Source organism: Streptomyces prunicolor (assembly GCF_045162825.1).
GTDB classification, from domain to species: Bacteria; Actinomycetota; Actinomycetes; order Streptomycetales; family Streptomycetaceae; genus Streptomyces; species Streptomyces prunicolor.
The window spans coordinates 6,490,856-6,504,509 of record NZ_CP108676.1; the positions used below are offsets into that span (position 1 = coordinate 6,490,856).

Genomic DNA, 13,654 nt, shown 5'->3' on the forward strand with positions numbered 1-13,654 from the left:
ATCCCAGCAAAGATCACCTGGCGCCGATGAGTAAGGCGTACCAGAACCACTCCGCAGGAGGACCCCAGTGGCGAAGGCAAAGTTCGAGCGGACTAAGCCGCACGTCAACATCGGCACCATCGGTCACATCGACCACGGTAAGACGACCCTCACGGCCGCCATTACCAAGGTGCTGCACGACGCGTACCCGGACCTGAACGAGGCCTCGGCCTTCGACCAGATCGACAAGGCTCCTGAGGAGCGCCAGCGCGGTATCACGATCTCGATCGCGCACGTCGAGTACCAGACCGAGACGCGTCACTACGCCCACGTCGACTGCCCCGGTCACGCGGACTACATCAAGAACATGATCACGGGTGCCGCGCAGATGGACGGCGCGATCCTCGTGGTCGCGGCCACCGACGGCCCGATGCCGCAGACCAAGGAGCACGTGCTCCTGGCCCGCCAGGTCGGCGTTCCGTACATCGTCGTCGCCCTGAACAAGGCCGACATGGTGGACGACGAGGAGATCCTGGAGCTCGTCGAGCTCGAGGTCCGTGAGCTCCTCTCCGAGTACGAGTTCCCGGGCGACGACCTGCCGGTCGTCAAGGTCTCGGCGCTCAAGGCGCTCGAGGGCGACAAGGAGTGGGGCCAGACGGTCCTCGACCTGATGGCCGCCGTCGACGAGGCGATCCCGACCCCGCCGCGTGACACCGAGAAGCCGTTCCTCATGCCCGTCGAGGACGTCTTCACGATCACCGGTCGCGGTACGGTCGTCACCGGCCGTATCGAGCGTGGTGTCCTGAAGGTCAACGAGACCGTTGACATCATCGGCATCAAGCAGGAGAAGACCACCACCACGGTCACCGGCATCGAGATGTTCCGCAAGCTGCTCGACGAGGGCCAGGCGGGCGAGAACGTCGGCCTGCTCCTCCGTGGCATCAAGCGCGAGGACGTCGAGCGCGGCCAGGTCATCATCAAGCCCGGCTCGGTCACCCCGCACACGGAGTTCGAGGCCCAGGCGTACATCCTGTCCAAGGACGAGGGTGGCCGTCACACGCCGTTCTTCAACAACTACCGTCCCCAGTTCTACTTCCGCACCACGGACGTGACCGGCGTCGTGACCCTCCCCGAGGGCACCGAGATGGTCATGCCGGGCGACAACACTGAGATGACGGTTTCGCTCATCCAGCCCGTCGCCATGGAAGAGGGCCTGAAGTTCGCCATCCGTGAGGGTGGCCGCACGGTGGGCGCCGGCCAGGTCACCAAGATCAACAAGTAGTCTTGATCTGACCAGGTAGCTTTTCCAGAGGGGCCCGTACGACTTCGGTCGTACGGGCCCCTCTGCTGTTCCCCGGCTGCTGTTACGAAACTATTCGGCGGGTACGACCCGTTGTCCCCTCCCTCCAGTCGTCCCACCATTTGTCATGCCGCTGACCAAATTAGGTGTGGAGGGGTGTGCCATGTCTGCGTCCGTCAGTCGAAGGGCCGTTCTGGGGGCGGGAGTTGCCGCGGTGCCGGTGCTGGCGTCGAGGGTCCCGCGACCTGTCGATGCCGGTGCGTACATCTCCTTCTCGCGTACGACGGGTGCGTTCCCCCTCGTAGGCGCACCGGTCGTGGTGGACCCTGACGATCACCCCGGAGTCGTACGGGTAGCAGGGGACCTGAGGGACGACATCGAACGCGTCACCGGCGTCCGCCCTGGCAGCACGCTCGCGCGTGCGGATGCGCGTGAGGTGGTGCTGGTCGGCACGATCGGGCGCAGCGCGCTGATCGACGGTTTGGTGGCCGCCGGGAAGCTGGACGTGTCCGGGGTGCGGGGCCGGTGGGAGACCTCGCTGCAGACGGTGGTCGAGCGGCCGATGCCGGGTGTGGAGCGGGCGTTCGTCGTCGCGGGGAGCGACCCGCGCGGCACGATCTTCGGTGCGTACGACGTGTCGTACGGCATCGGGGTCTCGCCCTGGTACTGGTGGGACGACGTGCCGCCGACGCGGCGGGACGAGGTGTGGGTGCGGCCGGGGCGGTACTCGCAGGGAACGCCGGTCGTGAAATACCGCGGCTTCTTCATCAACGACGAGAACCCGGCGCTGGGGACGTGGGCGCCGGAGTACTTCGGGCCGGGGAAGGCCCCCGGATATCCGGGCGGCTTCAACGCGGACTTCTACGGCCGGGTATTCGAGGTGTTGCTGCGGCTGAAGGGGAACTACCTCTGGCCGGCGGTGTGGGGCCGGGCCTTCGCCGAGGACGACCCGGAGAACCATCGGCGGGCTGCGAAGTACGGGATTGTCATGGGCACGTCGCACGAGGCGCCGATGATGCGGGGGATCGAGGAGTGGAACCGCCATGCCGTGGCCGCCGTCCGGGACTCCTCCGGTGCGATCGTGACGCCGGGGCACGATCCGTACGGCGGGACGGGGGAGTGGTCGTACCGGCTCAACTCCCCGGCGATACGCGCCTATTGGCGGGCCGGAGTGCAGCGGATGGTCGACCAGGGCTTCGAGGGCGTCGTCACGCTCGGCATGCGCGGGAACGGCGACACGAGCCTGCCCGACGGCGACGGCATCGAACTGATGCAGGAGATCATCGCGGCGCAGCGGCAGATCATCGAGGAGGTGACGGGGCGGCCGGCGGCGGAGACTCCGCAGGTGTAGACGTTGTACAAGGAGGTGCAGCGGTACTGGGACCGGGGGTTGAGGGCGCCGGATGACGTGACGGTCGTGCTGACCGATGACAACTGGGGGAACGTTCGCAAGCATCCCGATGCCGGGGATGGTGAGCGGGCTGGGGGCTACGGCCTGTACTACCACTTCGACTACGTGGGCGCCGGGCGGAACTACAAGTGGGTGGACACGGCGAACCTGCGGAACGTGTGGGAGCAGCTGCACGCGGCGTACGCGTACGGGAATCGCGGGTTGTGGGTCGCGAACGTGGGCGACCTGAAGGGGAACGAGCTGCCGACCGAGTTCTTCCTCAACTACGCCTGGAATCCCGAGGGTTGGGATGCCGATGAGCTTCCGGGCTGGGAACTCCGTTACGCGCGGCAGAACTTCGGGGCGGGGCAGGCGCAGGAGATCGCCTCCGTGCTGGCGGCGTACGGGCAGTTGCAGGCGCGCCGCAAGCCGGAGCTGCTGAACCGGCGGATCACTCTCGTCGACGGCCAGGTGGTCTACGACGATCAGCAGACGCCGTTCGCCTTCGGGCACCGGGAGTTGGAGCGGGTCACGGAGGAGTGGCGGGAGCTGGGGCGGCGGTCCGAGCGGATCGGGCGGCGGTTGCCGGATGGGGTGCGGGACGCGTGGTTCGAACTCGTCGGGTACGAGGTGCAGGCCACGGCCAACCTGTACGGGTTGCGGTCGGCCGAGTTCACGAACCTGCTGTACGCGGCGCAGGGTCGGGCCGCGACGAACGACCTCGCGGATGCGGCGGAGGTGGGGTTGGAGACGGACTTCGCGTTGGCCGAGCGCTTCAACTCGGCGGTGGCGGGCGGGAAGTGGGCCGGTTTCCAGACGCAGCCGCACATCGACTACGGGGATGTGGAGCGGTACGGGCCGAATGCCGGGTGGCAGCAGCCGGAGAGGGACAACGTGGCGTTGCCGGATGTGTTGTTCCCGGCTGTGCGGCGGATTGCGGTGCCGGTGGGGGTGGGGGTGGGGTTGGGGGTGGCGGTGGATGGTTCGGAGGACGCGTGGCCTGGTGGTGCGGGTGCGGGTGCGGGTGCGGGTGCGGGTGCGGGTGCGGGTGCGGCCGTACTGCCTGCCTTCAGTCCGTATCAGACGCGGCCGCAGCAGTATGTCGAGGTCTTCAACCGGGGGCGTACGGCCTTCGATTACCGGATTGAGGTGTCGGTGCCGTGGTTGGTGGTGGATCGGCCGCGGGGGCGGGTCGAGCGGCAGGTGCGGGTGGAGGTGGGGGTGAACTGGGCTCGGGTGCCGGGGAGTTGGGGTGGTTCGGGTGCGCGGGGGTCGTTGACGGTGCACGGTGCGGGGGAGTCGGTCACTGTCTCCTGCGTGGCGGAGACGCCGGCGGGGCGGGGGCTGCGGGGGTTCGTGGAGGCGGGCGGGTACGTGGCGATCGACGGGGAGCACTACGACCGGGCGGTCGGTGGGTGGCGTCGTATCGACGGCATCGGGCGTACGGGGCGTACCGGGGCGGGGATGACGCCGTGGCCGGTGACGCTGCCCAGGCAGACGCCGGGTGGGGTGGATTCGCCGCGGTTGGAGTACGAGGTGAGTCTGGTGTCGGTGCCTTCCGGGGGTGAGGTGACGGTGTGGGCGTATCTGTCCCCTCGTAACCCTGCGTTGCCTACGGGCGGTCTGCGCTACGGCGTCTCGCTCGACGCCGGGCCGATCGAGACCGTCGACATCAACGTCGGTGCAGATGACGGGCTGTTGAACGCGCTGTGGGCCCGCAACACCTCCGACAACGTCAACGCGACGGCGACGAAACACTCCGTGACGAAGGCCGGGGTTCACCGGTTGAGGTTCTGGATGGTGGACCCGACGGTGGTGCTGCAGCGGCTCGTGATCGACACGGGGGGTCTGCCGGCGCTGTACCTGGGGCCGTTGGAGAGTCGGCGGGTGTAGCGAGGGGACTTCAGTGGGTGCGTGGAACGGGTCGAGTGGGTCGGGTGCGCTGCGGGTGTCGGATGTGGGGGGTGTGCCGGGGGAGTTGGGCGTTTCGGCGCCGAGGAAGGATCTTGCCTCCTCGCCGGGTGAGAAGCGGGCGGCGGCGCGGGCGATCGAGGATCACATCGAGCCCGGTACGCGTACGGCGGGGCGTTGGGTGGACGACGAGAACGGTGCCGCTGTACGGGAGTTCGCCGCGAAGGACGGGGAGGGGTGGGTGACTTCGGGGGCCCTGAAGAAGGCGCACGGGGCGTGGGTGGACCAGGTGAGGAACCTGATGGACCGGCTGGGTGCGGAGAAGGGCGCGTTGCGGAGTGGGAGCGCGGTGCTGACGAGTACGGATCTGGCGGCGGGGTCGAAACTGCGGGAGCAGTCCGCGTTGGACATGCTCTGACGTCAACGGGCTGTTGGGTCAGCGGAGTCATTGGGTCAGCGGAGCTATTGGGGCAACTGGGCGCATGCCGACGTATCACGAGATCATGACCACCGACCTCGCCGCGCTGACCACCGCGGCCGAGCGCTGGGACGGTATGGCGGGGGAGTTCGAGAAGCAGGAGGCGGCGTACCGGCGGGATGTGCACGGCATCTCCATGAGTACGTCGTGGACCGGGCTCAGCGCCGACGCGGCGAACGCCCGGTTCGACGTCACGCTCAAGGAGTTCCAGTACGCGCAGACGGAGGCCAAGGGGATCGCGTCGTTGCTGCGGGACGCGCACGAGCGGTTCGTGGAGCTGCGGGGCCGGGTGGTGGCGGCGCGGTGGGACGCGGTCCGGGCGGGCATGAAGGTGTCGGAGGCCGGGGTGGTGAGCCCGGGTTCGGGCCGGCCGGACACCCCCGGCGACCCGCACGCCGTACAGCCGTGGCAGGACCGGATCACCAAGGCCGTACGCGATGTGACGGACGCGGATGAGGGCGTCCGGATCGCGCTGGCGGGTGTCGTGATCGACTCCGAACTGCTGGCCGGGGGGCGGGGGTTCAACGGCAGGGCGATGGGTGACGTCGAGGCGTACGAGGCCGAGGAGACGGAGAGGTACCTGCGGAAGCTGGGCAGGGGAGGTGAGTTGACGGACACTCAACTCGCAGAGCTGGAACGGTCGTTCCGCGACAACAGCGAGGACGAGGGGTTCTCGCGGATGGTCCTGGACGACCTGGGCCCCACCGGCACGATCAAGCTCACGAACGAACTGAACGACCGCATCCACATCCAGGGTGGTGCGGGTACGGGTACGTACTCGGTGATCGAGACGGGCCTGGCGAACGCGCTCGCCACGGCCACGAAACACACGAGGTCGGACTGGTACCGGAAGTGGCGTGCGGGTATACGGCACGCGGGTCTGGAGCACTTCGCCACGGATGCGCAGGGGCTCCATCTGGACAAGGCCGTCGGGTACCAGTCCCTCGTGACGCTGATGCAGAAGGGTCACGGCTACGCCCCGGCGATGGTCGAGGATCTCACCGACGACATGATCGCGGCGGAGAAGAAACACCCCGGGGTCTGGCAGGTGAAGGGTACTTACGCCGGGGCGCGTGGCGGGTGGTTCGCCAACGACCCCGTCGACGGGATGCTCGGCATCATGAGCCGGGACCCGGCGGAGGCGGCGCGGTATCTCCATTCCGACGCCCACATGAAGTACCTGATGAATGACCGCGACTGGAATGTCACCCTGAATGACGAGGGGATGTCGAAGGGCGGTCGTTATGTGCCTCGGTTGGACGGGGACGATCGGGTGGGGTTCGGGGCGGCGTTGCAGGCGGGGGCCACGGGGATCGATCCTGCGCATCCGCATGGGGGGCGGGTGGGGGATCGGGCGACCAACGATGCGGTGTTCAAGTCGGCGCTCACGTATTTGGCGGACAAGGGGGATGAGTTTCCGGCGTCGTTGCGGGAGCCGATGGCCAACGTGCTTGTTAATCATGGGGGTGTGGTGCATGCCTCCATGAGTGAGGTCGCCGTCGCCAAGTCGCCTTTGGATCAGCATCGACTCTTCGAGGTTGTGAAGCAGGTGTCCAAGGATGAGGGGGCGTATGGCACGTTGAACGGCGGGATGAATCAGGCCATGGTGTCAGCCATTCATAGCGACCACTCGAACTCGGCCGATTCCTTGAGCCAGGTGGGCCGCACTGTTGGCTTCCTCGAGGAGGCCCGGGTGCAGGCTGCTGGGGACCCGAAGACCGCGGCGTTCGAGAGCAAGCCGTTGTTCGATAAGGCGATCGGTTATATCCCTGTCGTTAGTGGTGACGTACAGATGGGGTTTGACTATGTGACGGGCGAGTGGCTTGCGGATGAGCAGCGAAGGCTCGACCAGGCGCAAGCCGATCATAATGTCAACGTTTATTCCGCGAGGAACGGTCAGTTGATGGCACTTGCTGAAGAATGGAGAAAGGTGCATCCGCAAAAGGGTGGCGTGTACTTCGATCCGCAGGCGGAGATCAGTCGATCGGCTGAGGACGGTATTGCCCATGCGACCGGGATGTCCGGGGAGCGGTCCAAGTGAAGATGCGCCTCCGCATCAGCCTTGCGTGCCCGATCCTGTTCCTCTCATCCGTATTTGTCGTGTCCTGCGGCAGTTCCACCGACAGAGAGCTTCCAGGCGTGATCTGCGGAACGCGTATTGCTCCCGGTCTTGCGCGTCCGCTCGTGAAGTCCACCGAGGACTGGCATGAATACGATCGCGTCGACCGAGCCGAGGCGATCACCGCCCCTTGTCTCGTACTGTCCGGACGAGAGGTGGTGCTTGGCTTCCGCTTCTCATGGCGCGAAAGCGCGACAGACCTCATGTATCTGGCCAAGAACACGGGATCGGTCTCGCGTGTCACGGATCCACACGCCATCGACTTCACCTACAAGACAATCATCGGAACCGACGGAGCCATCTCGATCGCCCCCTGCAAAACGAACGGCGGCAAATACTTCACCCTCACCCTCCAAGTCCCCCAAATCGGCCTCATGGACCAGACCCACCGCAAGGACATCGAGAAGTTCATGCGGGCCTACTTCCCGGCGACGCTCAAGACCTTGGGGTGCAGGTGACGTTGTCTCGGTGTGCAGCGAGTACATGAATGAGTACGAGCGCTCATGTGCCGCCCCGCGCCCTGCAGTTGGCTGGACGCATGTCGATCACACAGGGCACTTCGGTACGCGGTACATGGGTCGGGCCGCTGATGGCGACGATCGTCACCCTGCCCGCCGCCCTCGTCGCCTACATCATCGGCGGCCTCTCACCCATGGCCTGCGACGCCTGCGACGGAGTGGAGGCGGAGCGCTTCACCCAGAGGTTCGACACCGCCTTCACGTTCCTTCAGGTGGGGCTTCTGGCCTCCGTCGCGCTGTTGCTGGTCAGTTGGGTCCTGCCGCGGACCGAGGAGAACGTCAACCGGCGCCGCCTGTTCGCCGCCCTCGCACCCGGCACGGTCGTACTCTCGGTGATCCTCTTCGCGGGGATCGTCCCCTGGCCCAGCTGACCGGCCCGTTCCGACCGCTTGCGAGACGGAGCGAAATGGGACTGTCCTTGGGTGGAGTCAAAGTGGGCGATGATGCTTGGGTATCGAGGAACGCACGGAGCGGACAATGCGCCGCCGAGTGACGCGGCGAAGGGCGCTGCCGCCACCGAATGCCGCCACCGATCTGTCGTCCTTCACGGCCTTCCCGAAGCGCGTCGACCAACTGATGCGCGACCTGAAAGGCTCGGATGCCGGCCCGGGCGAGGTCGGCTACGGGCAGCGCGATCGCCGGAGCTGTCGCAGCCGCCGGTGCTGTGGCCGCATAGGTTCGCCGGTTGGCGGTTGTGAGGGCTGGATGGTGTCCCGCCGAGTGGTGCAGCAGGTTAGGGACGTGCGTGTTGTGAGAGGGCGGGCGCGTACCGGGACGACACCTCGACCGAGTAGCGGTCGGTGACTTGGTTCCAGGCAAGGAACGCGGCGGTGGTCGCCAGCAGTCCGTTGCAGTATCCGTCCATGACGTGCGGGGGCGCTTCCCAGGAGGAGGCGAGGACGGTCGCCAGCTTCTGACAGGCGTTGGCCAAGTCCTTGCGGTACCAGGAGCGGACCTCTGCGACAGCTTGATCGCGGGTCATGCCACGGTGTGCGACCAGGACCGCAGTGCCTCGTCGGAGAAGTCGTAGCCGGTCACCGTGATGCCCCAGGAGGCAAGTTGGCGTGTCCACCCGCCCGTTCCGCACGCGAGATCGACGGCGGTCATGCCGGGACGCGGGTGAACAGCCTCGCGGAAGAGCGCGCTCTCGGCGGGGCTGACGGCCGTCGGCGGGACAGCCGCGGCCCACGCGTTCCAGTCTGACGCCGACAACCTGCGGCTTTCCAGCGGGCCGGTGGTCATGGGGTGTTCTCCGGCGGTGCGTCGGTGCGCCGGACCCGGCGCAGCCGCTTGAGGTCGAAGCCGGGGTTCGTGACCTCGCCCGCGGCGACTCCGAACAGGTTCACCGGTGAGGGTTCGTCGGGGAGGTCCGGCACCAGGGCAGATAGGGCGGACAGGGCGGGCAGGGCGGCCTGCGGGTCATGCACGGGGAGGTGCTCCGGGGCCGGAGCACCTCCGGGGCGGGGGCGTCTGGGCGGCCGGAGCGGCGCGCCACCGGCTTCTCCGGTGGTCTGGCCTGCGGCCGTTCGGCAGCGGACGTTTACTCATGAGCGCTTCCTTCCTGGGGTGGGAGCGTCGGGAGAGGCGCGTGAGGTGGCCGGGCGGTCGGTCTGCGGTGCCGGGAGGTGCTGCACGCGCTGTCTTCCGGGCGGGTTGACCGCTCGGTGACGTTGGCGCATACGCGGACGGGGCTGGACGCGTGAGCACGACCGGCGAAGCGGACGACGGTTGCCCGGCACTCCCGGACCTCCCCGGTTAGGGGGAAGGGGCGCCCGGAAGCAGCCGAGAGTGCCCGGTGCCGTACGGGCGGGAACAGCGCTCCGTGCAGCGAGTGCAGTTCGGCGCGTGTGGCGCGTGCAAGGGTGTCTCACCTCCGCTGCCCGGTGATATTGCTACGACCAAACACTGTGTGTCAACGATAGTTATAAATTTATAAACGATCGTTAGTCGATGGTCGTTGGGCAGGAGGGGCGACGTGCGGGCTCCAGAGATGGGTCTGGCCCCATCTGGGGAGAATGTCGGGAATTAAACGATCGTATGTGGCCAATAAACGATCGTTGTGGCGCGTGGGTGGTTGCGCGTACGCTGCCCTGCACATGTGCGGGAGCCGCCGCCCCCAAGGGCCCGTAGGGAGAACCTCGTTGGAGTCATCCACATCGCTACCCGAGACGCTTCGACGTCTGGACGAGCTGATCACCGAACGAGGCCTGAAGCGCGCGGATATCTTCGACGTGCAGACTCTGGCCGCGAAGACGGCCCTGCCGGACACGGTCATCAAGCGCCTGGTGAAGGGCGGCAAGCCGACGCCCGATTCGGTCTCCGATCGTGTCTGCGCGCGCATGAAGGTGGTCAGTGCCGCCTATCTCGCCGACAACGGTAAACGCGCGTCGGACCTGGCCGCCGACCTCCGTGACTCGCTGGGGATCTCCGATGTCTGGGCGCGCAGTGTCTGCGAGGGCAAGAAGATGCCCAACGTCGATCTCCTGCACCACCTGGCGGCGTACTTCCGCGTCGAAGGCGGCGAGCGCTTCTTCACCGCACCGGCCGACGAAGCGCTCAACCGCGTACTGCTGCCCACCCTGCGGGAGTTGGAGGGTTCCGACACGGATCCTCTGTCGCTACTCATGCGCGAGTACGGAGTGGAAAGCGCGCATATGAGGCAGGACGGTGACCTGACACGGGAACAAGTGGAACGTGTCCTCAAGGGAGTGCTGCAGTCGGTGCTGCCACAGAAGGGGGAGTCCGGCGCGTGAGCACCAAGGCGATGAAGTTACTGCTCAGCGATTTAGGCGAGGAAGCGTCGAAATCACTTCAGCGCCCGGCCGAACCACGGGCCGTGATGGAGGAATTCTGCCGGGCCATGAGCGTCCGCAAAGGTCGGCCCATCGAGCTCAAGTTCCACTCGTTCCCGCCGGAAGCCGGGATGTCCGGTGTATGCCTGGACTTCGGCGACCGATCCCTCATCGTCGTCGAGGCGGCTACTGCCCCTGGCGCCCAGTTCGTCATTCTTGGCCACGAACTGTGGCACGAGGAGGCGGGGAGCGCAGGCCATCACACCGGCGGGATACCCGCGGCCGCCCGCACGCTCGGCGCTCCTCCGCCGCCCGAAACAGTCCGCCGCGCTATCGAACAGATCCTCGACCAATACGACGTGTCCAGGGAGGCTGTCCTCACTCTGACAGCCCGGGCCCATTCCGCCGACGACCACGAGGTGGACGCGGAGACCTTCGGCCTCCTCTTCGGCAGGGCAGTACGGACCTGGATGAAGGGACAGTACGCGCAAGGACCGGTCAGCGACGCGACCGTCGAGGGACGAATAAACCTCTCCCTCCTCAACCGCGGCGGCAGCCTCTTGTGAGTGCGTACTTCCACATCCCCTACGCCCTCCCCACCGCGTTCCTCGCGATCGCTCTCCTCCTCAAACTACCCACCATCGTGCGCGCCTGGCGGGACCCCAACGTCAAGGCCACCACGCTCCTGCTGGCCTTCGCCACGGCCGTACTCGTCGTCATCACCCCCGTCAACATCGAACGCCTCAACCAGCTGACCGGCGTCCCCAACATCGCATCGCCCTGGGCCTACTCGTTCCTGACCGCGTTCGGCGCCACCGCCCTCACCATGATCATGCGATGGCGGGAGGAACCCTCTGCCCGGCGACAACGCCGGATGCGCCGCATCTACTGGATCTACGCCGGCATCATCGTGATGCTGTGGGTGACCTTCCTGCTGGCCCGCGTGCCCGAGCCGAGGATCTACGACCTCGACACCTACTACGCCAGCACCCCCTGGATGAGCGAGCACATCCTCCTGTACCTGGGCGCTCACATGGCGACGTCCCTGGTCGCCACCTACATGCTGGTCAAATGGTTCCCCGAGGTCGAGAACCGCTGGCTGAGATCGGGCGTGGTCTTCCTGCTGCTCGGCTTCGGCTCCGGACTCGTCTTCGACGTGGTGAAGCTGATCGCGATCGGCGCCCGCTGGTCGGGGCACGACTGGGACACTCTCAGCACCAACGTCGCACCGCCCTTCGCCCTCCTGGCGGGCGCACTCGTCGCCATGGGGTTCATCGTTCCCCAGGCCGGCCCCCTCCAGCAGAAATGGGTCCATGACCGGCGCGAGTACTGGCGCCTGCGCTCACTGTGGCGGGCCGTGCGCGAGGTCACCCCCTCCTCCGCCCCGGCCCGGTTCGGCCTCTGGGTGCCGCTGGACCTCCGCCTGGTGCAGCGCCAACAGCGCATTCACGACGCTCTGCGGGTCCTGGTCCCCTACTTCGACCAGGACCTCTACCAGAGAGCCCACCGTGCGACACCCCCCGGCTACACCGAGGAGAAGGCCCACGACGTGGCCCGCGCCGTCACCGTCTGCGCGGCCATCGACGCCCACCGCAGCGGTGTGTCCCGCCCGGAGCGCCTCACGGAACAGCAGCTCGAGTTCGGCACGGACATTCACGAGCACATCGACACGATCGCGCAGGTCCTGCATCACCCTCGCCTCGTCGACGGCATCCGCCAGCGGGTGACCGGCACAGAAAGCGCCGATACATATGCCTCGTAGAACCACGAACAGCCGCCCCGCCGCCGTCGTCGTCATAGGGGCAAGCGCAGCCGGACTCTTCGCGGCAGCCGCCCTGGCCGAGTTCGCCGACGTCACCATCGTCGAACGCGACGTGCTGCCCGATGGGGCCGAACCCCGCCGCGGCGTCCCGCAAGCCCGGCACGCTCACCTGGTGTGGAGCGGCGGAGTACGCGCCTTCAACGACCTGCTGCCCGGCGTCACCGACGACGTCCTCGCCAAGGGGGGCCGACTGGTCCACATCATGGGCGACATGGTCTCCCGGGCACCCAACGAAGTCTGGTTCCGGCGCTTCACCGCGACTCATCACCGCAACCTCGTCTGCTCCCGTGACCTTCTCGACTCCGTGCTCCGTGCCCGTGTCCGGGCGCTGGAGAACGTCACGATCCGGGAGAACACCACCGCGCTCGGACTCGTCGGCGATGCCACCCGAGTCACCGGGCTGCGCGTCAGCAGCAGCGGGGACGAACGCATCCTGACCGCCGACCTCGTCATCGACGCCTCCGGCCGCGGCTCCCGCAGTCCCGCATGGCTCGAAGGACTGGGTCTGCCCAAGACTCCCGAACGTGAAGTCAACGCCGGCGTCGCCTACGCCACCCGCCGCTACCGGGCCCCAGGCACCAGCGCCGACATCCGCTTCCCGCTCGTCAACGTCCAGGCCAACCCCGCCAAGGCCCCCGGCCAGGGCGGCATCATCCTGCCCATCGAAGACAACCAGTGGATCGTCACCCTCGCCGGAACCCGCGGGGGAGAGCCGACCGACGACCCGGACTCCTTCGAAGACTTCGCCCGCCACCTCGGCGACCCCGTCATCGGCCACGTCCTCAAAGACGCCGAACCGCTCGGAGACATCGCCACCACCCGCAGCACCTCCAACCACCGCCGCTACTACGAGAAGACGCGACGCTGGCCCGACGGCTACGTCGTCCTCGGTGACGCCATCGCCGCCTACAACCCGGTCTACGGCCACGGACTGTCAGTCGCCGCCCAGTGCGCGATCGCCGTCCGGGACGTTCTGCGCACCACCAGCACCACCAGCATCACCGCACCCGGCACCGCGAAGCGTCTCCAGCGTGCCGCCGCACGCCCGGTTGCCGCGGCCTGGGACCTCGCCGTCGGACAGGACGCCTTCTACCCCGGAGCCACCGACACGCCCCCCACCGCCCTGGAGAGGCTCCTCGCCCGTTTCGTCGACCAGGCGGTGGCCACCGGCGCCCGCAACCCGCGCGCCCTCGGCGCCCTGCTGGACGTGATGAGCCTGGAGAAACCCGCCACCCGGCTCTTTTCACCGGACATGCTCGTCCCCATGCTCTTCGGCCCGAGGAGACCCCACCTGACCGGGGCACCTCTCAGTGAACAGGAATGGAAGAGCGTTTCCTAGCTGTCC

12 protein-coding genes and 1 pseudogene are annotated in these 13,654 nt (G+C 67.3%); 10 read left to right on the plus strand and 3 right to left on the minus strand.

The window, feature by feature from the left end; translation table 11 throughout:
- The first annotated feature begins 67 nt into the window (after positions 1-67).
- From tuf to OG588_RS29890, 6 genes and pseudogenes are all read left to right on the plus strand, one after another.
- The gene (gene tuf, locus OG588_RS29865) at positions 68-1,261 is read left to right on the plus strand and encodes an elongation factor Tu (protein WP_019055493.1); all 1,194 of its coding nucleotides are present in this window, start codon (positions 68-70) and stop codon (positions 1,259-1,261) included.
- 181 nt (positions 1,262-1,442) lie between these two features.
- Positions 1,443-4,562: pseudogene (locus tag OG588_RS29870) on the plus strand (glycosyl hydrolase 115 family protein).
- A 55-nt stretch (positions 4,563-4,617) separates the two neighbouring features.
- Entirely contained in the window at positions 4,618-4,998 is a 381-nt protein-coding gene (locus OG588_RS29875; protein WP_405949977.1) for a hypothetical protein, read from the plus strand.
- An 85-nt stretch (positions 4,999-5,083) separates the two neighbouring features.
- Positions 5,084-7,099: a hypothetical protein gene (locus tag OG588_RS29880; protein ID WP_405949978.1), complete on the plus strand. Its 2,016-nt coding sequence runs from the start codon at positions 5,084-5,086 to the stop codon at positions 7,097-7,099.
- Positions 7,096-7,635, plus strand: a complete 540-nt coding sequence (locus tag OG588_RS29885) for a hypothetical protein (RefSeq protein ID WP_405949979.1) — start codon at positions 7,096-7,098, stop codon at positions 7,633-7,635. Before OG588_RS29880 ends, OG588_RS29885 begins: the two co-directional genes overlap by 4 nt.
- 80 nt (positions 7,636-7,715) lie before the next feature.
- Positions 7,716-8,066 carry a hypothetical protein gene (locus OG588_RS29890; RefSeq protein WP_405949980.1) on the plus strand — a complete coding sequence of 117 codons (351 nt, stop codon included), beginning with the start codon at positions 7,716-7,718 and terminating at the stop codon, positions 8,064-8,066.
- A gap of 362 nt (positions 8,067-8,428) precedes the next feature.
- On the opposite strand, the gene OG588_RS29895 is transcribed toward OG588_RS29890, so the two are convergent.
- Genes OG588_RS29895 through OG588_RS29905 form a run of 3 tightly spaced genes read right to left on the minus strand, consistent with a single transcriptional unit; the run spans position 8,429 to position 9,122 of the window.
- On the minus strand, positions 8,429-8,677 hold the full coding sequence (locus OG588_RS29895; RefSeq protein WP_405949981.1) for a hypothetical protein: 249 nt from the start codon (positions 8,675-8,677) through the stop codon (positions 8,429-8,431).
- Positions 8,674-8,937, minus strand: coding sequence for a class I SAM-dependent methyltransferase (locus OG588_RS29900; RefSeq protein ID WP_405949982.1), 264 nt, complete (start codon positions 8,935-8,937; stop codon positions 8,674-8,676). Before OG588_RS29900 ends, OG588_RS29895 begins: the two co-directional genes overlap by 4 nt.
- On the minus strand, positions 8,934-9,122 hold the full coding sequence (locus tag OG588_RS29905) for a hypothetical protein (protein WP_405949983.1): 189 nt from the start codon (positions 9,120-9,122) through the stop codon (positions 8,934-8,936). Before OG588_RS29905 ends, OG588_RS29900 begins: the two co-directional genes overlap by 4 nt.
- Before the next feature lie 714 nt (positions 9,123-9,836).
- Between OG588_RS29905 and OG588_RS29910 the strand changes: the two genes are divergently transcribed.
- The 4 genes from OG588_RS29910 to OG588_RS29925 are packed head-to-tail and all read left to right on the plus strand — an operon-like array spanning position 9,837 to position 13,648.
- Positions 9,837-10,448: a hypothetical protein gene (locus OG588_RS29910; RefSeq protein ID WP_405949984.1), complete on the plus strand. Its 612-nt coding sequence runs from the start codon at positions 9,837-9,839 to the stop codon at positions 10,446-10,448.
- Positions 10,445-11,053 carry a toxin gene (locus tag OG588_RS29915; RefSeq protein ID WP_405949985.1) on the plus strand — a complete coding sequence of 203 codons (609 nt, stop codon included), beginning with the start codon at positions 10,445-10,447 and terminating at the stop codon, positions 11,051-11,053. The genes OG588_RS29910 and OG588_RS29915 overlap by 4 nt, the downstream gene beginning before the upstream one ends.
- Positions 11,050-12,249 (plus strand): MAB_1171c family putative transporter, encoded by a 1,200-nt coding sequence (locus OG588_RS29920; RefSeq protein WP_405949986.1) that lies wholly within the window; start codon positions 11,050-11,052, stop codon positions 12,247-12,249. The genes OG588_RS29915 and OG588_RS29920 overlap by 4 nt, the downstream gene beginning before the upstream one ends.
- A complete protein-coding gene (locus OG588_RS29925; protein ID WP_405949987.1) occupies positions 12,239-13,648 on the plus strand; it encodes an NAD(P)/FAD-dependent oxidoreductase in 1,410 nt (469 codons plus the stop codon). The genes OG588_RS29920 and OG588_RS29925 overlap by 11 nt, the downstream gene beginning before the upstream one ends.
- The last annotated feature ends 6 nt before the right edge of the window (positions 13,649-13,654 follow it).